The following is a 21,512-nucleotide window of genomic DNA, read 5'->3' on the forward strand; positions in this document are numbered from 1 at the left end:
AAACCTATCAACAGCTTAGGGGAGCAGGTGGGACGCAGCTTCTGAAACTGTGCGGAGCCAGGGATGGCGGAGCCAAGCGTACACGGACGTATTTACAGCGTGTTTCAGAAGCTGCGTCCCACATGCTCTTGCACGGAGTCATATGTCTGAAGCACTGCGAAAACTACTCAAAGAAGGCAATACGCCTCAACACAGCACTGCGATTACTCCGCACGTGGGTATACTGACCCTGCATTTTCAGCTCTATGGTTGCGAAGATCTCAAGGCCAAGCGTAAAGTATTCACATCAATGCGAGCCATATGGGGCAAGGAGTCTGACCTGGCAGTGGCAGAAACCGCTGATCACGAGGCTCTGGATTGCGCAACCTGGACTATCGCTGCCCTTGGCACATCCTCGCAGCTGATAACCCAACGGCTCGACCAGATCGAGAAAACCATCCAGGAGCGGGTCGATGCGGCCATACTGGACATTCACCGGGAAATTCTCTGACAAAGCTCTGTAGCGCAACGCCGAAGCAGCCCGTATACTACGCCACCTCAGGGATGCCAGTATGCCTGCGTGCGACAGGTGACAATTAACCGATGCCGGAACCAGACTCCGGCTGAATCCGTAGGGCATCCGGAAACAGCCCTTCGGATGACCACTGATTGTGTGTGGTATCTATGACCGGTAAGAAAAAATCCGCCCATGCTTCGGTAGAAGCCATGTACCGCGTGTTCACCGTGCCCGAGGCACCGGAGTCCACGCTTAGCCGGATTGACCAAGACATCTCCCGCAATCTTGCAGGCTTCCTGCAGGAACATATCGTTGCGGTTGAACGGGATCTTGCCGACGTCGAGAAGAACTTCTCAGACTATGCAATCCCGGAAAAGCCTGTGTTTGTTTCCGAACAAACCCAGTTCCTGCTCGATAAACTCGTTGCCAATTCCGTTCATACCGCTTCACCAGCCTTTATCGGCCACATGACCTCAGCGCTGCCATACTTCATGTTACCGCTGTCCAAAATCATGATCGCCCTGAATCAGAACCTGGTGAAAACTGAAACCTCCAAAGCGTTTACGCCTATGGAGCGACAGGTTCTCGGCATGATTCACCGGCTGGTATATCAGGAAGACGGCGCCTTTTACCGGAAATGGATGCACGACCCCCGCTATGCTCTTGGCGCCATGTGCTCCGGCGGCACCGTCGCCAATCTGACAGCACTCTGGGTTGCCCGTAACCGGGCCTTTCCCGCTGAAGGCAGCTTCCGCGGCCTGCGCCAGGAAGGTCTTTTCCGTGCATTGAAATATTATGGCTACGAAGGCGCAGCCATCGTGGTCTCGCGCCGTGGTCACTATTCACTGGGAAAAGCTGCGGATGTTTTAGGGCTGGGTCGTGATTCGCTTGTAGCTGTGGATACCGACGATAACAACCGGATCCAGACAGACGCCCTGCGCGACAAGTGTCTGGAACTACAGAAACAGAAAATCAAGATTCTGGCAATCTGTGGTGTAGCGGGCACCACAGAAACCGGTAACGTCGACCCTCTTGACGCCATGGCAGATATCGCCCGTGAATTCGGTGCACATTTTCACGTGGATGCAGCCTGGGGAGGGCCAACACTGTTCTCCAGAACCTACCGCCACCTGCTGCGAGGTATAGAACAGGCAGATTCTGTCACCTTCGACGCCCATAAACAGTTGTATGTCCCTATGGGCGTAGGCCTGGTCGTGTTCAAGGACCCAAGCCTGGCGAATGCAGTTGAACATCATGCCCAGTACATTATCCGCAAAGGCTCCAGGGATCTGGGCACGACAACACTGGAGGGCTCCCGCCCCGGCATGTCCATGCTGATTCACTCTGGCCTGAAAATTCTGGCCCGAGAGGGCTATGAGATACTGATAGACCAAGGTATAGAGAAGGCAGCCACCTTCGCCGACATGATTGAGGCACGGCCAGACTTTGAACTGGTTACCCGGCCAGAGCTAAACATTCTCACTTACCGTTACTGCCCGGATGACGTACAGCAGGCTCTCACTCTGGCAAACCCCCTCCAGGCCGAGAAACTCAACGCCTGCCTGAACAGCGTCACCAAGTTTATACAGAAAACCCAGCGCGAGCGGGGCAAGGCATTTGTTTCAAGAACACGACTGGAACCGGCCTGCTACTACCACTTCCCATGCATTGTTTTCCGGGTTGTACTGGCAAACCCGCTCACAACACCAAAAATCCTGGCGGACATTCTGGAAGAACAGCGTGAGCTTTCAGAAGACGAAGGGATTCAGGACGAGATCAAAATACTGCACCAGATGGCAGACGCTGTGCTCAAGCAGGATCGGAAGCAGGCCTGACGGAATATAACTCCCAAGATCCGGCCCCGCCCTGCTCGCTCCATCGAGCACTTAACTCAGTAAAGCGCCTCTTCGTCGTCCAGTACCTCATGAATAATATCCAGAAACATGCGGTCCGCTTCGCTCCACTTCTCCGGAATACGGATCGTAGTATTAGCACTGATCTCCCGGGCAATCAGCTCATCCGAGCCGGCTTCTTTGCGATACTTGCGCGCAATATCTACAGACTTCACAGCGATCGTCGGATCGCTCAGGACTTTCTTGATGAACACCCTAAGCTCATCAATCACCCTGGCCTGACGGCTTTCAACCGGTGTACTCATACCTCACCCTCCGGGCAAATGAATTCTCCGGGAGCATTCCACTCCCGCTACTTACACATAGTATGACCAAACCCGCGTGCTACAACCAGTCAGCGCGTTAAATCAACAGCCCGCGCAAAGTAAAAAACAGAATAGCCGCCATAACTGCTGACGCTGGCACCGTTATAATCCAGGCAGCAGCTATACGCACCAACTGCGACCGTTTAACCATTTCTTCCTTGTAGACCTTCTTCAAACGCTTGCGATCTGACTTGGTCAGGGGCACATGCTTCTTTTTCTTGGCCCGTTTCAGGAGATCTTCCATTTCCTCAACGGATGCACTGCGAAAATCGTCAAGAAATGGCTTGAGCCTGGCCCGATCGACATCGTCGCGCTCCTCCATGATCTTGTGCAACTGAGTTGCATAATTGGACTTCAGATACTCGCGCAGAAAACCCACGCCAAAAACACCACCAATAGCAATATGTGTAGAACTCACCGGCAAGCCCAGCTGCGAGGCGAGAATAACTGTCAGAGCCGCCGAAAGGGCTATACAGAAGGCACGGGTCTTATCCAGTTCGGTAATTTCACTACCTACGGTTCTGATCAGCCGTGGACCAAACAGCATCAGGCCCACCGTCAGACCCAGGGCGCCAACCATCATGACCCACAAAGGAATACTTGAAGACGTGGCCACCCCACCATTTGATAAAGCATCGTTAATCGCCGCAAGCGGGCCAATGGCATTAGCCACATCATTTGCACCATGGGCAAAGCTCAACAGTGCTGCAGCAAAGATCAGCGGCCAGGTGAACAGGGCATTCACTCCGCTGGTACTGTTTTCCATTGTAGCCGCTCGACGCGCTGTCTGAGTGCGCACGATTACAAATACAATCACGGCCGCAACCAGCCCCACCAGAGAGGCTGTCAGGAAATCAACCTTGATGATCTTTTTAACTCCCTTGATCATCAGGTAAGTCCCGAACGCCCAGGCCATTATGGCCACCAGCCAGGGCACAAAGGTGCGGGCAGCGGGCACAACATCCTTCCGGTAGAGCACCGTCTTTTTAATGACGAAGAGCAACAAGGCCGCCAGCACCCCACCCAGTACCGGAGAGATAACCCAACTCCCGGCAATCTTGCCCATTACAGCCCAGTCGGCAATGCCCCAGCCTCCAGCGGCAATACCAGCGCCAAGCACGCCTCCCACGATAGAGTGCGTGGTGGATACCGGTGCACCCATCCAGGTTGCAAGGTTGAGCCAGAGCGCACCCGCCAGCAATGCCGCCGTCATCAGCCAGACAAAGGTCTGTCCGTCTTTCAGGCTTGTCGGGTCAATAATACCGCCCTTGATGGTTGAGACCACATCACCACCGGCAATCAGCGCGCCGGCGGACTCAAAAATGCCCGCCAGTAGAACGGCAGCCCCCAGAGACAAGGCTCCGGAGCCAACAGCAGGGCCGACATTGTTCGCAACATCATTAGCACCTATATTAATAGCCATATAGCCGCCGATAACAGCGGCTGCCATCAACAGTGCATTGTTGGGCAGACCAGAACTGAAGGAACCAACAACCAGCCAGATGCCCAACAGAAAGAACAGGCTGAACCCGACTCGATATCGTTCCGTAGTATTGCTGGTAAGAAGAGTTTCCAGGAATCCGCTTGAACGGGCCATAGCTGAAAGGGTCTCATTTGGTCTGAATGAAGAGCTAACCGATGTGTTGCGCGCAACTATAGAATTTTTGACTTTAAATTGAAACAAATGTGCAGCACCGCGATGCGGTCACACAAAGAACCTGTGGTGGATGCATACATACAACTACCTGCTTCATAATAGGTACAAACGCCGGAATGCTATGCAAGCGCACCGGGTATTCAGACAAGGACGCTATGACCAGAGATTCATCATCGGGTTACCAGGCCGCACGGGAACGGGAAGATGCCCAGATTTCGCGGACATTGACCTGGCTGTCCCTTGCCGCAGTTCTGTTCCTTATCGGGATTGCTTTCAAAGCCTGGCACTCTGGCCACAGCACCCACGCTTTGGTTCTGATGGCGTTTACCCTCCCTATGCTTGCAAACATGAACTGGTTTGTACGAACAGGCAACCACGCCAGGCAAAAAATCGGCCTGATAGTCATCGCCAGCGCTTTGTTTACCTACCTGATTGCCTCTGGAGGTGAAAGCAATACGGGGCCTTTATGGTTCTATGTATTCCCGCCGCTGGTGTTTTTCCTGACCAATCTCAAAACCGGCACTATGGTTCTGCTGCTGGTATCTCTGGTCGCAGTTATTGTAGTCCAGTTTCCTGACCTTCCCTTCGTGCAGGCAGAGTATGGCAGTGACTTCCAGATCCGTTTCTTTGCCGCTCTGACTTTTGAATCAATCCTTTGCTTTGTCCTGGAGGCAAGCAGACTCAAGGCCCGCAATGAACTGCTGGAACTGGCTCTGGCCCATGAGCACGCGGCCAAAACCGATGAATTGACCGGACTTTCGAATCGTCGCGACATGCTGAACCGGTTATCGGAAGAGTTTTCACGGTATCAACGCTCCGGACACCACTTCTCCATCGCCCTGATAGATCTGGATCTGTTCAAGAACATCAACGATCAGTACGGACATGACGCGGGAGATGCCGCCCTGATACAGTTCGCCGACCTTGTGCGATCCATTATCCGCCAGACCGACGTTGCGGCACGCTGGGGTGGCGAAGAATTTCTTCTGCTGCTACCGGACACTTCGCTGATTCCAGCACTCACGCTGGCAGAGCGCTTGCGCAGCGAAGTGGCGAAGAGCACCTTCAGCTTTAACGGACAGGTTTTACCCGTCACTATGAGTGCGGGCATCTGCTCCATCGCCCAGGCCAATTCCATTGACAACCTGCTTCGCCAGGCAGACATACAGCTATATAGCGCCAAGGAAGCAGGACGTAACCGGATTGCACCCCGGGTTCGAAGTCAGAATACCGATACCCAGAGCGGCCCAGCCGCTTGAGACACATTGCTACTGCCGCTATGATCCAGCGCCATCAGCAACCCGCTCTGGCAACAAACAGGTAAGATCATGACAGATATCCGCATTCTGGTAGGCAGCGTATACGGAAGCGCACTGATGACCGCAAAAGCCATCAAAGCTGCGCTGGATGCCGATGGCCACTCGGTAACCGTTCTGGAGAACCCGACGCTTGACGATATAACATCAAACTCAGCCCCGCTATTGGTGTGCACATCAACAACAGGCCAGGGAGAGATCCCCGGTAATCTGCTGCCCTTCTATCTGGCTCTGCGTGAGCAATTGCCTCAGCAGCCGGGCCGGCCTTTTGGCGTCATCGTGCTTGGAGACAGCTCCTACGGGGAGACTTTTTGTGGCGCAGGGAAGCTTATGGAAGAGGCCCTCTATGAAACCGCAGCCCGCAAGGTTGGTGAAACGCTATGCATTGATGCATTAGAAACCCAGGAGCCTGAAAATGAGGCTTTGCCCTGGGTGCGCAAATGGATATCTGCCATGTAAACTTGGGGGGTGGCTCTCATGCTGTTGATGCGACTGACAACGACAATAAACCAGGTTCCGCGAAAACATGACGATTAACGGTGATTTGTGACCAGGCGGCCATTGTCTCATGCGCTGACTGTGCTGATACTGCTCATATCTCTGGCCTTCTGTTGCCAGGGTGCAGAGACGTTCCGCTTTTCAGATATAGAACTTTTGCGGCAGCCGCCCGGTGTGCAGCTCTCTGCACTTGAGGCTGCGACTTCCGACGGCTGGCAACCACTGGAAACCAACAGCCCGAACCTTGGCTATACCCACGATACTGCGTGGTTCCGATTCGACATACCCACCGACCGTCAGATCGATTTGCTGGAGATAGCTTATCCTCATCTTGATTACATCGGGTTTTACATAGTCAAGAACGGAGAGCTTACCGACAGGATAATTACCGGTGACCTGAATCCGTTTGCGCAGCGCCCTGTTCTCAACCGTCATTTTCTGTTCCCGTTCAGCCCCGAAGCTGGCAGCGGCGGCCAGATTCTTCTGGAGGTACGTACCGAAGGTACCTTGCAGGTACCTATAACATTATGGAACACCCAGGCTTTCTTCGAGCACGCCTCCGTTGAAGAACAGATCCACGCCGCCTATTACGGAATATTGATCAGCGTTATCTTTTTTAACCTTTTTGTTTTTTTCGCTTTGCGAGAGAAAGTCTATCTCCTTTACGTACTCTCAACGCTGAGTTACCTGTTGCTGATTGGCAACCTGAACGGCACAACGTTCCAGCTGATCTGGCCCCGAAGCCCCGCATTAAACAGCCATACAACGCTGATTGCAGTTCCTCTTGCAATAACATTCACTCTGCTGTTTGCAAGCGCGTTTCTAAGTCTCAAAAAAACTGAGCCCTTCCTCAACCGCATCATACATGGTTTCGTTTTCCTGAATGTGGTGACAATATTCATAGGCAGCTTTGCTGCATACAGTGATGCCATCCGGCTAACGATCGCTGTCGCCCTGCCGAGTACCCTGCTCCTGACCGTAATCGGCCCCATGCAATGGGTGCGGGGAAAGCCTCAGGCGGGCTATTACACTATTGCCTGGGGCGCACTCTCTCTTGGCGCAGCAATTACAGGCGCCAGCACATACGGCGTGTTTCCCCACAACTTCATCACGACTTACAGCATGCAACTCGGTTCTGTGGTTGAAGCAACACTCATTGCCCTGGCCCTGGCAGCACGCCTGTACAAGGAGCGCGAGGACAAGGTAGAAGCCCGTGAGTCCAGGATTTCAGCCCTGGAGGCAAAGCGCTCTGCAGAACTCAAGCTGATCGAAAACGCCCTGCATAACCCTCTTACAGGATTGCCTAACCGCGCCAGTTTTGAGATGCAGGTATGTGACTTCATTCGCCAGGCTCCAGACAAACGACATGGCATTGTGGTGATTCATCTGAACAATCTGCAATCAGTAACCAAAACACTGGGTCACCAGAACAGTGACCGGATACTGGAACTGGCAGCACGCAGACTGAACGCTATTACCCGCGATTTGCCCGGCATTATTTCTCTTGGACAACACAACGGGCGTAAGTTTTTTGTAGCCTCTCTGGATTCAGAGACCTTTGCCTGTGTCGTAGATGCAAGCATTGCCGAAAGCGAACGCACATCTATTTCCAGTGCAGTGGAAGCTATACGTAGCCCCATTGATTATCTTGGAATGCAGGTTCCACTGAACACGCAGCTTGGTGTTGCTATCTCACCCGCCCATGGTGACGATGCCACTTCGCTGATACGCAGAGCCGTTATTGCTGAAGGCTCGGACCGCGCCAGGGAGCTTGGAATCGCTTATTACAAAACCTCTCGTGATTCCTATAGCGCAGAACGGCTTACGATGATCTCGGAATTGCAGCAAGCGCTTGCAAACGACGAACTGAAACTGTACCTGCAACCGAAGCTGAACCTCAGAACCGATCGCTTTGATAGTCTGGAAGCACTTATCCGCTGGCCCGAGCGGGAGCCGTCGTTCCCTACGGACGAAATCATCATGCTGGCCGAACAGTCAGGAGTGATCAAACCCCTGACCCGCTGGGTACTGAAGCAATCTTTGCAGATTCGCGGCCAGCTTTCGGAACGGGGGCATCATCTCGATATATCTGTAAACATTTCACCTTACAACCTCCGGGAGCCGGACTTCCCGTCATTTGTACGCCAGCTTATGAATGCACATCCACAGCATGAAGGATCCATCGTCTTTGAGGTTACGGAAACATCAATGATGCAGGACCCGGCCAACGCACTGAAAGCACTTAATTCCCTGGTAAATGCTGGCATTCCGGTTTCAATTGATGACTTTGGCTCAGGTTACTCATCGCTTTCTTACATCAAACAACTGCCAGCCAGTGAAATTAAAATCGATCGATCACTCATCACTGATCTGGCGACCCGCGAGGAAGACCGGGTTATCGTCCAGACCACCATTGATATGTGCCACGCCCTCGGTTACCGGGTGGTCGCCGAGGGCGTGGAGGATGAAGCAACTTTGAACCTGCTGAAGGAGATGGGGTGTGACATGATTCAGGGCTATCTGCTGAGCTGTCCCCTGCCGCTGGAGCAGATACTCAGCTTGCTTTCCGGAAATCCCGAAACCATCGCTGTTCAGCACGCCCCGGATAACGTGCACTATCAGCGCTGACGGATAAGCGCTTCCTGTGTCGTAGAGGCAACCAGTACACCATTCTGATTGAAAAAATTGCCACGGTTGAAACCGCGACCAGAGCAGGCACTGGGACTGTCCTTGTCGTACAGCAGCCAGTCCTCCATACGGAAATCCCTATGGAACCATATGGCATGATCAAGACTTGCGATCTGTAGCCCCTTGTTCATAAAGGACACGCCATGGGGATTGAGAGAAGTTCCCAAAAATGAAAAATCTGACGCATAGGTTAGCAGGCAGCGATGCAGAACCGGGTCATCCGGTAACGGGCCGACAGCACGGATCCAGCTTTGCTTATGGGGGGGGCGCTTTTCCGGCTGAAGCGGATTCATGGGATCCACCGGTCGTATTTCGATTGGTCGGTCGCGGGTCATGATCTCGCGCATTTTCTCCGGCATCCGGGACGCCATCATCTTGCCCCACTCCTGTTCGGAGCGCAGGGTTTCCGGATCTGGCGCATCAGGCATATCGATCTGATGTTCAAATCCCTCTTCTTTGGCATGAAACGACATGCTTCCTGTCAGAATTTCCTTGCCATCCTGACGGGCTATTACCCGGCGAACCGCGAAGCTCCGCCCATCGCGCACCCGCTGAACCTCATAATCGATGGGCATATGCTGGTTGCCCGGGCGCAAAAAATAGGCGTGCATGGAGTGGCAGAGACGACCCTCAACGGTATGGCTGGCAGCCATCAGGGCCTGTCCAAGGACCTGCCCTCCAAACACATGGGGAAACCCCAGATCCTGGCTGTCGCCGCGATAGTGGTCTTCTCCAGTGGGGGAGAGATAAAGTAACTCCACCAGTTTTTTTGTAATTTCAAGCATGCCTGCTCCTGTTGATTCGTTAGCATACGACGGGGTTTCTACCCTAAGCGGGGCGTTTTCGCAACGTGAAGTGCCCTGGGGAGCAGCCTGTTCAAGAATGAATGGGTGGCACGACTTTGGACAAAGCCTGTTTTTCCAGTGCAAAACGACCGGTTACCGCAAAGCCCAGCACCTCACCTTCCGCATTTCTGAACAGAGCTTTTACATGAGAGCCATCCTGCTCAGCTTCCCAGTTGCCTTGAGCACCTGACGGGGGCGGGCAAACTGCAGCCGGGCAACAAGGTGTTTTGATCATCACCGGCATAGTGCCGTAACTCACTTCTGTGCGCTCACCGGTCAAAGTTTTTGCCAGTGCTCTCGCACAAGCCATCAGAGGCAGAACGTAAAGCAATACATGGCCGTCCACCTCCGCACAATCGCCCAGTGCATAAACATCCGGGACCGAGGTTTCCAGTGCGCGGTTCACCGTGACTCCGCGACCTGTGTGGATTCCTGCAGCCTTGGCCAGTGCCGTGCGGGGGCGAAGGCCCACAGCAGAAATCACAAGATCCGCCCGTAATTTATCACCATTGGACAGAAACAGGGTTACTCCCGTTTCGGCCGTTTCAATCCGTTCAACCTGGGTTCCCAGGTGAAAGCGCACACCCAGTGATTCAAGCTCAGCCTGAACAGCACCGGCCGCAACTGGTGGGAGTAAGCTCGGCATGACAGCATCGGAAGGTGCGATCACATCCACCTCATAGCCGCCATTACTCAAATCATTCGCAAATTCACAGCCAATAAGACCGGCACCCATAATAGCCACATGGCTATCCGGCTTCAGCGCCTTGCGGAATGCACGATAATCGGCAAGATCATTGATGGGGAACACACGCTCCTGGCCATCACCCGGTATGGTCAGACGAATAACCCCCGCCCCCCAGGCAAGTACCAGTTTGCTGTAGGACAGGCTCTCGTCGCCCAGTAATACCTTATGGCCTGCCGTATCGATACCTGTCACCGTGGTATAGGTACGGATCTCCAGCTGCAGTTGCTCAGCCATAGCGTCAGTCGCAGCCTGAGCCAGAGCGTCTGCATCCTTACCTTTCGTAAAACCGGTGGACAACATTGGCTTGGAGTAACTGACACCATCATCAGCCGTCACCATCACAATCCGGACGTCCTTATCCAGCTTGCGAATTTCCCTTGCCAGGGAATATCCTGCCAGGCCGGTTCCGATAATAACTATGGGCGCCTGCTCTGTCATAACATTACTCCACTCGGGTTCAGTCAATCTCGATCATTTCAAAATCTTCTTTGCCCACGCCACAATCGGGGCAGACCCAGTCTTCAGGCACATCGTCCCATGCTGTACCCGGCTCAATGCCATCCTCCGGCCAGCCTTCCGCTTCATCATAAATCAGACCACACACAACGCACTGCCACTTCTTCATACACTCTCTCTCCACCACACACCTGTGGCCGTCAGGATAATTGTCAGACAATACACCTGAAAGTGCTTTCCCGGTGCACCCTCAAGCCTGCCTCACCGGCCAATTTTCAAGCCTTGCCATGCCATAATACCCGGCACATCCGGATTGACCAATGCCGGTACTGGCACAACACCCGGCTTTTCTGCCAATTGTCGATCCTACGCCCCCTCCCCTCCGGCGATCCTCTCCGGTATAATCGCCGGTTTTACGACAGGACCGACCGTTATGACCGATACCGTCGCCGAAATGAACCAGGTTATGGCTGAAGCCGATTGCCTGGTTGGTGAGCAACAGGTACAGGCTGCAATTCGTAATCTCGCTGACGAAATTACGGGCCGCCTCAAGGACAGCAACCCTCTGCTGTTTTGCGTAATGAACGGCGGGCTGATCTTTACCGGCCAACTTCTGCCTCTGCTCAGGTTTCCGGTCCAGGCCGAATACCTTCATGCTACGCGCTACCGCCAGGAAACAACCGGCGGCATTCTTGAGTGGAAACTCCAGCCCGAAGCCGACATGAAAGACCGCATTGTACTGATTATTGACGACATTCTTGATGAAGGCACAACCCTGTGCGCCATCGCTGACTATTGCCAGGCCCACGGTGCGAAACAGGTGTTAACAGCAGTGCTGGTGGATAAACAACATGAGCGCAAGGCCCGGCCGGATCTGAAAGCGGATTTCACCGGACTGGACGTTGAAGATCGTTTTCTGTTCGGTTACGGCATGGACTATAAAGGCTACTGGCGTAACGCTCCCGGAATCTATGCCGTCAAAGGTCTCTGATATCGGTACTTGCGCCGACAATACCAATCTGATTATTCCACCAACCGATTGGTACCAGTCTCTCACCGCAGCCGGGCTCCGCAATCCGGATGTCCATGGCCCGGCACGGCAATGGCTTCAGGTAGAGGGCTCCTTTACCCGGGCCCTGCAAAAAAAGTGTGCACACTCATTCCACGTGGAAATTCAGCGCGAGGGCTTTGCCGCACCAACTCTTGAGGAGTCCAGGCGCCTCAGAATTCCCGTGCGTCAAAAGGCCTGGATCCGCGAAGTACGTCTGTGTGGAGATGGTAAACCCTGGGTTCTCGCGCGCACAGTCATTCCCCTTGCCTGCCTGACCGGCGCAGACCGGCGCCTGCTTCATCTAGGCAACAAACCCCTGGGCGCTTACCTGTTCAGTTGCCGAAACTGGCAACGTGGACCACTTGAAACCGGGCTTTGCAACCATCGGAGTCTCGGGGTCCCGCCAGCGGGTGTACCCGAAATTGCACGTCGATCCCTGTTCAGCAACAATAAGAGTTCGCTGCTGGTGGGCGAATACCTGCTTCCGGCTCTTTATGGTACGAATTGACAGACCACGGAAAACACCCCGGCTTTCACCCGCACCTGCGCACTCGCTATAATCTTTATACTTTTATTTTTCAGACTCTCTTTTCCAAATACCCAAACGGATAGATTCATGCTGCCTGATGCCGTGCCAGAACACATACGGAGCCGCCTTGCCGACTACGCACAACTATTGCGTATCAACCGCCCTATCGGTGCGCTTCTCCTGCTCTGGCCTACGTACTGGGCTCTCTGGCTTGCCGGGGATGGCAGTCCTGGAATAGGCAACATCGTCATCTTCACACTGGGTGTATTCTTCATGCGTGCCGCCGGTTGCGCCATTAATGACTTTGCCGACCGGGACTGGGACAAACACGTCAAGCGCACCAAAGACCGCCCGCTGACAGCCGGCAGGATAGAACCCTGGGAAGCGGTCGCGCTTTTTGGCGGGCTGTGCTTTATCTCATTTTTAATGGTGGTGCTATTTACCAACACCCTCACACTCTATCTTTCCTTTGGTGGCGCCGTGCTGGCATTTGTCTACCCGTTCACTAAACGCCATACCCACCTGCCACAGCTATTTCTCGGCGCCGCTTTTTCCTGGTCCATTCCCATGGCATGGGCTGCCCAGGCCGGCGAGCTCAGCCAGGTCACCTGGCTTCTCTTCACCGCTAACGTTCTCTGGACCGTAGCTTACGATACCTTTTATGCGATGGTTGATCGCGATGACGACCTCAAAGTCGGCATAAAATCCACCGCCATCCTCTTTGGCGATGCCGACCGTATAATCATCAGCGTGCTCCAGGCTATGGTGATATTCATACTCATCATCGTTGGACACCGCTGTGAACTCGGGACGTTTTACTATCTGGGACTGGTCGCCATGGCCTGCCTGTTCATCTATCAACAGTTTCTGGCCAAAGACCGGGAAAGAGATGGCTGCTTCAAAGCATTTCTGAACAACAACTGGGCGGGTTTTGCTGTTTTCACAGGACTGGCTGTTGACCTCCTTCTTTCCTGACAAGACTGCCTTGCACGGTTGGCGCCAGAATGGGCTAACCTTGTCACATAGTTGTAACACTGGGGCGTTGTAATAGTGCAGCAACAAATCAAGGTCTGAAACAGGTTATAGATTATGTCTGGAAAAACCGTCCTGATCGTCGACGATGAACCCGCAATCCGTGAAATGATCGCCGTCGCACTGGAAATGGCCGATTACGACTGCATGGAAGCCGCTGATGCCCGTGAAGCTCATGCCCTGATTATTGACAGGCAGCCGGATATCATTTTGCTGGACTGGATGCTCCCGGGAAGCAGCGGGATAGAGCTCGCGAGACGCCTGAAAAAAGAAGAAACCACTGCAGACATCCCCATTATCATGCTGACCGCCAAGGTTGAGGAAGATAACAAAATCCGAGGTCTGGAAGTTGGTGCTGACGATTACATCACCAAACCCTTCAGTCCGAGAGAACTCGTCGCACGCCTGAAAGCAGTACTCCGGCGGGCAACGCCGCCTGGCATCGACAACCCCATCGAGGTTGACGGTCTGATACTGGATCCCTCAAGCCACCGCGTCACTGCAAACAATAGCTCGCTTAACATCGGGCCTACAGAGTATCGTTTACTGCAATTTTTCATGACGCACCAGGAACGAGTGTATACACGCTCCCAGCTTCTGGATCAGGTATGGGGTGGCAACGTTTATGTTGAAGAGCGAACCGTTGATGTACACATCCGGCGGCTGCGCAAAGCTCTGGGCGAGCAACACGATTACCTTGTTCAGACAGTAAGAGGAGCCGGTTACCGTTTCTCTACCCAGCCCGCCTGACCAGGCGGGTACAAACCACTAAAGCAATACAAGGCAGCCCTTCATGCAGCAAAACTGGTCGCGCCATTTGCGCCATACGCTCGCCGGTCTCGCAGGCACCACCCTTGCTGGTTTGTATCTTGGGTACCCGCTCTACGGGCTGACGGCCGGGCTTGCCGCCTATGTGCTCTGGAACCTGTATCAGATCTATCGCCTGGCCCAATGGCTGGCAGATCCGAATGCCACTGATGAGACCCCGGAAAGTATCGGGATCTGGGGTGTTCTTTTTGAAAAACTGCATAAACTCAACCAACGCCACCTGCAGATCCGCGACCGGCTGAGAGCACGAATAGACCGCATACAGGAATCGACCAATGCCATGCGCGATGGCGTCATCATGACCGACGCACGTGGCGCCATGGAGTGGTGGAATGGCTCGGCAGAGTACCTGCTGGGTTTTCGTCGCAACACGGATCAGGGACAGTATATCTATAACCTCATCCGCACGCCGGCCTTCAAATCCTACTTCGATGCCAAAGACTACCGCGAACCTCTTGAAATCCATTCACCGGCAAAACCCCATATTCATCTGCAGATCCAGATCAGCCTGTTCGGGGATGATGATCGCCTCATCGTGGCCAAAGATGTTACGCGTCTGCACCAACTGGAACAGATGCGCAGGGATTTTGTAAGTAACGTCTCCCACGAAATGCGGACACCGCTGACAGTGATCAGTGGCTATCTGGAAACACTGGAGGACAATGCCGAAGACCTCCCTGCCAAATGGCAGCGGGCCGTCAACACCATGGCAACCCAGTCCTCCCGTATGGAAGCTCTGATTACTGACCTCATTCTTCTTTCCAGAATTGAGACCAGCGAACACACAGACAGCAGCACACCAACGAATATAGACAGCCTTGTCCGGCAAATCTGCCAGGACGCCCGGACACTCAGTGGTGAGAATCAGCATGAGATTACCTTCGAGGTATCCGGGCCACACTTCCTGAAAGGCGATGAATACCAGCTACGCAGTGCCTTCTCCAACCTGATATTCAATGCCGTCAAATACACACCCGCTCTGGGCCGGATAAGCGTAACCTGGTCCACCAACAATGAAGGCGGACATCTTTCAGTGAAAGATTCAGGTGCAGGCATCGATGAAATCCATATCCCCCGGCTAACTGAACGTTTTTATCGCGCAGATCCCAGCCGGCATAAAGACACTGGTGGCACGGGACTGGGCCTGGCAATCGTTAAACACGCACTGATCAACCATGATGGCAGGCTGGAAATACGCAGCCAACTTGGCAAAGGCAGCGAATTTATCTGTCATTTCCCGACCGAACGACTGATTGAAGGCCCCACAAAGTAAAATAGTTTCCGGCCTGAGCCTGGAAGAAGGAACAGAACTCAGCGCTTCCCTGCCCGGAAGCGCGCTATGAACCGGGACAGATCTTCAAGTTTCTTCGGGTCTTCATCTACAAACCGGACCGTGATACTCACAAATTCGGTATCCCGGCGCTTGTCTACCGCCTGCAACTGATGCACATAGCCGTTCAGCCTTGCCATCTGGCCCTCACCGGTTTCTATATCCACAACTGCCTGATCCAGAATGCCCGGGAACGCCTGATCCCGCCTTGCAATAACCCTCACTTCCGTCAGATTGATGTCCTTCACTGCTGATTTCAGGGTGCTTTCCGCGAAGCGGATCGAGGCGAGACTCATATTGCCTTTGGTTACAGCCTGCTTCGGACTTTCCGGAGGCAACGGAGCCGAAGATGCAGATGGAGAAGATACACCGGACACTGGCTCAGTCCGCTCGGCTGCACGGGGCTGGGGTTCACGCTTTTGCGTAAGCAGAGTAGCTGACTCTTTGAACGCATCGGCCGGGCCCGCCATGGATTTTCCACTCTGGCTCATGGCCGCTGTCAGGGTCCGCCCCATCACCTTGATAATTTTTTTGCCCAGGCCTTCCGGGCTGAATGGCTTGCCAAGGTATTCAGAGACACCTTCTTTCACGGCCTCTATGACATGATCCTTATCACCACGACTGGTAATCATGATGAATGGAGTTTTCTCATACTGAGGTTGCTGACGCATCCACTGCAATAGCTCAAGACCGGACATTTCCGGCATTTCCCAGTCACACAGAATCAGGTCAAATTCCGTGCGGGACATAAGCGACTGAGCCCTGCGACCATTCTGGGCATCAGTAGTTTCTATAACCGGAAACCTCTGGCGTATAGTTCTCTTGACCAGATCTCTTACAAAACTGGCGTCATCAACCACCAGCGCTTTCAGCGTTGCCATGAATCTAACTCTTGAAAATGTATCGCCCAACTATAGAACAAAGGCCCACATGGAAAACCCGCAAGCTACAAAAAACCACAAACTTCAAACACGAAAGCAGACAGAAACAACACTTCAGGAAAGCCTGAGGCCGGGAGGTTAAAGAACTGTCACTCTGGAAGCCCTGTAAAGTGTTTCCCCGGAATAAAAACGCGCTACCATGGGGCTGGTATCGTCCATATCTTACCCTGACCGAGGTTTCACGTGCTGATCAAGCTTGCAAGGATTCTGCCCAACCGTCATACGGCATGCCGCCTTTCCGTTTCTGCTCTTCTGGCAACGTCCGCATTACCTGCATTAGCAGAGAGTGATGCGGCCCCTATAGCGCCCGACGGCTTTGAAGAATGCAAACTGCGGTTGCAGGAAAAGGCCATAGCCGCCGGAGTCAGCGCTCAAACGGCTCAGGAGGTAATGACAGGAGTCAAACATATTGACCGGGTCATCGAACTGGACCGCAAGCAGCCCGAATTCACCACTACATTTGCAGACTACCTTAATCGCCGGGTTAATGACGACCGGGTAACGAAAGGCCGGGAATTGATCAAAGAGCACAGAGAGCTGCTGGCACGGGTTACCGAGGCAACCGGAGTGCCTGCAGCCTATCTTGTCTCCTTCTGGGGGCTGGAAACAAACTTCGGCAGTTACTTCGGGAAGATGTCAGTGCCGGATTCACTGACAACACTGGCCTGCGACACTCGCCGCAGCTCTTTTTTCACCGAACAGCTGATCGCGGCACTGCGTATTATTGATGAGGGCGCCATCCCGGCAGACCAGATGGAAGGATCCTGGGCCGGAGCCATGGGTCACGTTCAGTTCATGCCCACCGTATTCCTCAAGCACGCGGTGGACGCCGACGGTGATGGTCGACGCGATCTCTGGCACAGCCTGCCGGATGCAATGATGTCTGCCGGACGCTTTTTGCAGTCCATGAACTGGGATGGAGACTATCGCTGGGGCCGGGAAGTGGTGCTGCCTGAAAACTTTGACTACTCCCTTGCTGATGGCCGGAAGCTCAGCCTCACTGAATGGCGCGAGCTGGGCATTACCGACGCCTTTGGCAAGCCCCTTGCCCGTGAAGACATCAAAGCTGCCCTGATTGTCCCGGCCGGACATCGCGGGCCGGCCTTTTTGGCGTATCACAACTTCAAGGTAATCATGGGCTGGAACCGCTCGGAGTTTTACGCCATAGCCGTAGGCCATCTGGCCGACCGCATTGCTGGAGCCGGGGTACTCCAGAATCCACCGCCAACAAATACTCCGGCTCTATCACGGGATACCATCATGGAACTCCAGTCTGCCCTGAACAAACGTGGATATGATGCAGGCAAACCCGACGGTATTCTCGGGCCCGCAACCCGCTCGGCTATCCGGAAGTACCAACACGACTCAGGGCTGATAGCCGATGGTTACCCCGGACAGGAATTACTTGACGGTCTTCAGATAAAAACGAGCTGACAATGTCAGCTTTATTTACACTTTAAAAAACAGGAGCCTCCAACCCTTTGTTATAAAAAGATATTTTAAGTTGGCACGAAACTGGCTTAATGGTAGTAACTTACGACATAAATGCGTTGTGTCGTTTCATCATTCAAGCCAGGAGTAATGCCATGAAGAATTTGGCGAAAGGATCCTTCGGTGCGCTGCTGCTGACAGCCGCCATGAGTGTAGCCGCGTTTCCGGTCGACGTTACATCGATTGATGGCACATTTGAAAATACACTGGATACTAACGGTAACAGCGTTAGTGGCGATGGCAGCAATTACATCAAATGGGGACAGGGCCAAAAAAGCAGCTACAAATTCACCGGCGCGAGCCCTCTGCCTATAGAGATCGTCGATGATTCGATTTTCAGCCTGGGCACATTGACCCACAAAAACCGGCAAGTCACCGGCCCGGTACTGACATCGACCGATCTTGCAATAACCCTCGGCTTCTCCGGCTTTGGTGACACAGATACCGCAGCCGGTACCTTTGTGTTTTCACACGACGAAACACTGGATAACGGCACATATCAGGAATGCTTTTTAATTTGGTGCTGGAACGAACACGACGGCCCGGTTGATGACATCATTGCGCAAACCGGTGCATCAGTCACCAGCTCCAGCTTTATTCTCGGCGGTTTCGAGTACTCCCTGGAACTGCTCGGCCTGAGCGCTGACGGTAGTACCCCTGAAAACACAAAACGCGATTACGAGTTGTTTGCCAAGCTTAACGCAACAGCACTTCCTGTCCCCGAGCCCGGCACACTTGCTCTGCTCGGCCTGGGACTCGCTGGTCTTGGCATGGCTCGTCGCCGCAAAGCCTGATTACCTGGCGCGCTGACAGACAGGCTCTGGCAGCAACCCCGGTAATACGCTATACATAACTGACGCCCCGCACTGTAGCCCAGTCCGGGGCGTCAGTTTTTCAATATCTGCTTTTTATCAGCATCCGTTTCCCGTGAATTGCTCCCCCAATCCACGCATAATACCCGCCATCAGATTCCCGCGCCTGGACAGGACTCATGAATTCACCTGCCCATAGCACCTCCATCGCCGGCATGAAGAGTTAAAACCATGCGACTTGACCAGTTTATTGCCACAAGCTCACCACTTTCACGCAAAGAGGCCAGGCGAGCCATTCACGCAGGCAAGGCTGAGGTAAATGGAGACATCTGGAAAGATACCGGCAAACACGTCCCCGCCGGCGCCCGGGTTTTACTGGAAGGAGAAGCGTTAACACCGAAAGGTGAACGCTATCTGATGCTCAACAAACCCTCAGGCGTAGTCAGCGCAACCCGCGACAGCGAGCACCCTACAGCGCTGGATCTTTTGCCAGGGGAGCTGGCCCGCGACCTTCACATAGCCGGCCGGCTAGACGCTGACACCACGGGTTTACTTCTGCTGACAACCGACGGCCAGTGGTCCCACCGGGTCACCTCACCCAAAGTGAACTGCCCGAAAACCTACCGGGCAAGTCTGAGCTCCGCCCTGTCAGAATCGGCTATTGAAGCGCTCAGAACAGGAGTAACACTTCGAAACGACCCGGTACCCACAAAGCCCGCGCAGGTAAACATTCTGAAGCCGGATCTTATTGAGCTGACCATAACAGAAGGGCGCTATCACCAGGTCAAACGCATGCTGGCGGCCGTAGGCAGCCATGTGGAAACCCTGCACAGGCACAGTATTGGTGACATTATTCTCGACCCGGCATTGGAGCCAGGTGCATACCGGGAACTGACGAAGCAGGAAATCGCATCCATAGGCTGAACCGGAAGTGCTTCAGGTATGCTCGAAACGCTGGGCTTTCAGGTTCTTCTTTACCGCTCCGGCCTCGAACACTTCTCCGTTCATTGCAATGTAGACTCCCGGCGGCAAAAGTTGCACCGCTGCCCAGGCAAATCCTATGTTAAAGACCGCGTCACTGCGGCGCATCCGCGCAGGCTGCATGGCACCCGTAAGAACAACGGTTTTGTCACTCAGAGACGACAACACACTGGCGGTTTCAGCCATAGTGTCAGTGCCATGAGTAATCAGAATGCGGCTGGACTCACTGGCTCTGACCGCCTCAAAAACCAGCATTCGGTCTTCGTCGGTCATCTCCAGACTATCTTTGCGTAATAGTCCCTCCAGGCTGTAACCTTTGTGGATATTGGATTCCGCCAACAGTTCCGGAACCAGAGACTCCCCGATTTCAAACTCGCTATTGGCATCAAAATATACCTTGTCGATGGTGCCGCCAGTGGTAAATATCCGGATCATGAGATTGCTGCCCTGCTCAGTTTTCTGCACACCATCGAAAGTACACCTTAATCCAGAGCTGCCCTGGTGCTATGAGCCGCTGAGTTATAGGCCGCATTCTTTTGCTGGGCGTATTGCCGCGCCGCTTCTGCCACCTGCCCCTTAACACCAGTATCGAGCCAGCGTTTGATACGCCCGGCATCACCCATCGGGGAACGGGTACCAAGGGAATCGAGAAGCACAGTGACTACCTCCCGGCCGTTCATATGAGAAATCATCACCAGACAGCGCCCGGCTTCCGAAAGATAGCCGGTTTTACTCAGCCCCACACCCCAGCTTTCGCGGTGAACCAGGGAGTTGGTATTACCAAAGGACAAGCTGTATCCGGGATTCCGGAACTGGCCACGAAAATAACCGGTTGTGGAGTACTCCCGTATCTCTGGATGTCTGGAAGCCGCATTAACGAGCCTGACCAGGTCTCCTGCAGTTGAGCGATTCTCCACCGAAAGCCCCGTCGGATCCACAAATCGGGTACCCGTCATACCAAGATCCTGCGCTTTGGCGTTCATAGCCTCGACAAACTCATCGAAACCGCCCGGATGGCTCCGCGCAAGGGTATAGGCCGCAAAATTCTCCGATGACATCAGAGCAATACGCAGCACATCAGCCCGGCGCATCTTTGAACCGATCCGGATTCGACTGTATGCATTGGCCGCAGCCGGCGTATGGCGCTTTTGAAATACCAGCCATTCGTCCAGAGGAGCCCCGGATTCCAGAACCACCAGCGCTGTCATCACTTTGGTAATGGAGGCAATAGGGACGGAGCGATCGGCGTTTTTACCAAATAGCAGATCATTACTGCCAGCCAGAGCCACTGCCGCGTTGACGGAAGCCAGGTTCGGACCCTGGATATCAACCCCGGAGGAGCCCGCCTGCCCGGCATGAACCACTACCGGCAAAATGAAGACCAGCCACAACACCAAGCCGGCCATGCTCTTTTTATACATTTATTGCACTCTTATTGAATCCTGCCGTTATGGCTAACACCAATTGTATCGCCATCTTCAACCAGTGCAATGGGGCGACACTGGCTCCCAGAAACCAGTCTGACTGACCTGCATCAAACAGTATCTCCACGATGCGTCTTACAATCGATTGAAAATAATTGAGTCGCGGAGGCA

General features: G+C 53.8%; 21 protein-coding genes. 13 read left to right on the top strand and 8 right to left on the bottom strand.

What is annotated here, in order from left to right; all coding sequences use genetic code 11:
• The first annotated feature begins 142 nt into the window (after nucleotides 1-142).
• Both DS878_RS13225 and panP read left to right on the top strand, forming a co-directional pair.
• Nucleotides 143-490 (top strand): DUF503 domain-containing protein, encoded by a 348-nt coding sequence (locus DS878_RS13225; RefSeq protein ID WP_113816389.1) that lies wholly within the window; start codon nucleotides 143-145, stop codon nucleotides 488-490.
• Between the two features lie 173 nt (nucleotides 491-663).
• Nucleotides 664-2,331 carry a pyridoxal-dependent aspartate 1-decarboxylase PanP gene (gene panP, locus DS878_RS13230; protein ID WP_113816710.1) on the top strand — a complete coding sequence of 556 codons (1,668 nt, stop codon included), beginning with the start codon at nucleotides 664-666 and terminating at the stop codon, nucleotides 2,329-2,331.
• A gap of 56 nt (nucleotides 2,332-2,387) precedes the next feature.
• On the opposite strand, the gene DS878_RS13235 is transcribed toward panP, so the two are convergent.
• Both DS878_RS13235 and DS878_RS13240 read right to left on the bottom strand, forming a co-directional pair.
• Nucleotides 2,388-2,654, bottom strand: coding sequence for a hypothetical protein (locus DS878_RS13235; protein WP_113816390.1), 267 nt, complete (start codon nucleotides 2,652-2,654; stop codon nucleotides 2,388-2,390).
• A 97-nt stretch (nucleotides 2,655-2,751) separates the two neighbouring features.
• Nucleotides 2,752-4,311 (bottom strand): inorganic phosphate transporter, encoded by a 1,560-nt coding sequence (locus DS878_RS13240; protein ID WP_113816391.1) that lies wholly within the window; start codon nucleotides 4,309-4,311, stop codon nucleotides 2,752-2,754.
• A gap of 215 nt (nucleotides 4,312-4,526) precedes the next feature.
• On the opposite strand from DS878_RS13240, the gene DS878_RS13245 reads away from it, so the two are divergent.
• The 3 genes from DS878_RS13245 (at nucleotide 4,527) to DS878_RS13255 (ending at nucleotide 8,813) form a co-directional block, all read left to right on the top strand.
• Nucleotides 4,527-5,630, top strand: a complete 1,104-nt coding sequence (locus DS878_RS13245; RefSeq protein ID WP_113816392.1) for a GGDEF domain-containing protein — start codon at nucleotides 4,527-4,529, stop codon at nucleotides 5,628-5,630.
• A gap of 69 nt (nucleotides 5,631-5,699) precedes the next feature.
• Entirely contained in the window at nucleotides 5,700-6,146 is a 447-nt protein-coding gene (locus tag DS878_RS13250) for a flavodoxin (RefSeq protein ID WP_113816393.1), read from the top strand.
• An 87-nt stretch (nucleotides 6,147-6,233) separates the two neighbouring features.
• Nucleotides 6,234-8,813, top strand: coding sequence for an EAL domain-containing protein (locus DS878_RS13255; RefSeq protein WP_113816394.1), 2,580 nt, complete (start codon nucleotides 6,234-6,236; stop codon nucleotides 8,811-8,813).
• On the opposite strand, the gene tesB is transcribed toward DS878_RS13255, so the two are convergent.
• The 3 genes from tesB to rd all read right to left on the bottom strand — a co-directional run bounded on the left by tesB (nucleotide 8,804) and on the right by rd (nucleotide 11,091).
• Nucleotides 8,804-9,658, bottom strand: coding sequence for an acyl-CoA thioesterase II (tesB, locus tag DS878_RS13260; protein WP_113816395.1), 855 nt, complete (start codon nucleotides 9,656-9,658; stop codon nucleotides 8,804-8,806). The genes DS878_RS13255 and tesB overlap by 10 nt on opposite strands.
• A gap of 91 nt (nucleotides 9,659-9,749) precedes the next feature.
• Complete coding sequence (locus DS878_RS13265) at nucleotides 9,750-10,904, bottom strand: NAD(P)/FAD-dependent oxidoreductase (RefSeq protein WP_113816396.1); 1,155 nt, start codon at nucleotides 10,902-10,904, stop codon at nucleotides 9,750-9,752.
• Nucleotides 10,905-10,923: 19 nt separating this feature from the next.
• Entirely contained in the window at nucleotides 10,924-11,091 is a 168-nt protein-coding gene (rd, locus tag DS878_RS13270; protein WP_113816397.1) for a rubredoxin, read from the bottom strand.
• 264 nt (nucleotides 11,092-11,355) lie between these two features.
• Here rd and DS878_RS13275 point away from each other — a divergent pair, with 264 nt between their 5' ends.
• The 5 genes from DS878_RS13275 (at nucleotide 11,356) to phoR (ending at nucleotide 15,635) form a co-directional block, all read left to right on the top strand.
• Nucleotides 11,356-11,913, top strand: a complete 558-nt coding sequence (locus tag DS878_RS13275; protein WP_113816398.1) for a hypoxanthine-guanine phosphoribosyltransferase — start codon at nucleotides 11,356-11,358, stop codon at nucleotides 11,911-11,913.
• Complete coding sequence (locus tag DS878_RS13280) at nucleotides 11,894-12,481, top strand: chorismate--pyruvate lyase family protein (RefSeq protein ID WP_113816399.1); 588 nt, start codon at nucleotides 11,894-11,896, stop codon at nucleotides 12,479-12,481. The genes DS878_RS13275 and DS878_RS13280 overlap by 20 nt, the downstream gene beginning before the upstream one ends.
• A gap of 108 nt (nucleotides 12,482-12,589) precedes the next feature.
• Entirely contained in the window at nucleotides 12,590-13,477 is an 888-nt protein-coding gene (ubiA, locus tag DS878_RS13285) for a 4-hydroxybenzoate octaprenyltransferase (RefSeq protein WP_113816400.1), read from the top strand.
• 114 nt (nucleotides 13,478-13,591) lie between these two features.
• Nucleotides 13,592-14,284, top strand: coding sequence for a phosphate regulon transcriptional regulator PhoB (gene phoB / locus DS878_RS13290; protein WP_113816401.1), 693 nt, complete (start codon nucleotides 13,592-13,594; stop codon nucleotides 14,282-14,284).
• A gap of 43 nt (nucleotides 14,285-14,327) precedes the next feature.
• Nucleotides 14,328-15,635, top strand: coding sequence for a phosphate regulon sensor histidine kinase PhoR (gene phoR, locus DS878_RS13295; protein ID WP_113816402.1), 1,308 nt, complete (start codon nucleotides 14,328-14,330; stop codon nucleotides 15,633-15,635).
• A 38-nt stretch (nucleotides 15,636-15,673) separates the two neighbouring features.
• On the opposite strand, the gene DS878_RS13300 is transcribed toward phoR, so the two are convergent.
• Nucleotides 15,674-16,573 (bottom strand): response regulator, encoded by a 900-nt coding sequence (locus DS878_RS13300; protein WP_113816403.1) that lies wholly within the window; start codon nucleotides 16,571-16,573, stop codon nucleotides 15,674-15,676.
• A 243-nt stretch (nucleotides 16,574-16,816) separates the two neighbouring features.
• On the opposite strand from DS878_RS13300, the gene DS878_RS13305 reads away from it, so the two are divergent.
• The 3 genes from DS878_RS13305 (at nucleotide 16,817) to DS878_RS13315 (ending at nucleotide 19,860) form a co-directional block, all read left to right on the top strand.
• Nucleotides 16,817-18,067 carry a lytic murein transglycosylase gene (locus DS878_RS13305; RefSeq protein WP_113816404.1) on the top strand — a complete coding sequence of 417 codons (1,251 nt, stop codon included), beginning with the start codon at nucleotides 16,817-16,819 and terminating at the stop codon, nucleotides 18,065-18,067.
• Between the two features lie 152 nt (nucleotides 18,068-18,219).
• The gene (locus DS878_RS13310; protein ID WP_187298792.1) at nucleotides 18,220-18,918 is read left to right on the top strand and encodes a THxN family PEP-CTERM protein; all 699 of its coding nucleotides are present in this window, start codon (nucleotides 18,220-18,222) and stop codon (nucleotides 18,916-18,918) included.
• A gap of 249 nt (nucleotides 18,919-19,167) precedes the next feature.
• Complete coding sequence (locus DS878_RS13315) at nucleotides 19,168-19,860, top strand: pseudouridine synthase (RefSeq protein ID WP_113816406.1); 693 nt, start codon at nucleotides 19,168-19,170, stop codon at nucleotides 19,858-19,860.
• 12 nt (nucleotides 19,861-19,872) lie between these two features.
• On the opposite strand, the gene DS878_RS13320 is transcribed toward DS878_RS13315, so the two are convergent.
• The gene (locus tag DS878_RS13320) at nucleotides 19,873-20,352 is read right to left on the bottom strand and encodes an asparaginase domain-containing protein (protein ID WP_113816711.1); all 480 of its coding nucleotides are present in this window, start codon (nucleotides 20,350-20,352) and stop codon (nucleotides 19,873-19,875) included.
• 47 nt (nucleotides 20,353-20,399) lie between these two features.
• The gene (gene pbpG / locus DS878_RS13325) at nucleotides 20,400-21,338 is read right to left on the bottom strand and encodes a D-alanyl-D-alanine endopeptidase (protein ID WP_261977843.1); all 939 of its coding nucleotides are present in this window, start codon (nucleotides 21,336-21,338) and stop codon (nucleotides 20,400-20,402) included.
• Nucleotides 21,339-21,512 lie beyond the last annotated feature (174 nt).

Origin of the sequence: Marinobacter sp. F3R11 (assembly GCF_003318275.1) — a bacterium.
Lineage (GTDB): Bacteria > Pseudomonadota > Gammaproteobacteria > Pseudomonadales > Oleiphilaceae > Marinobacter.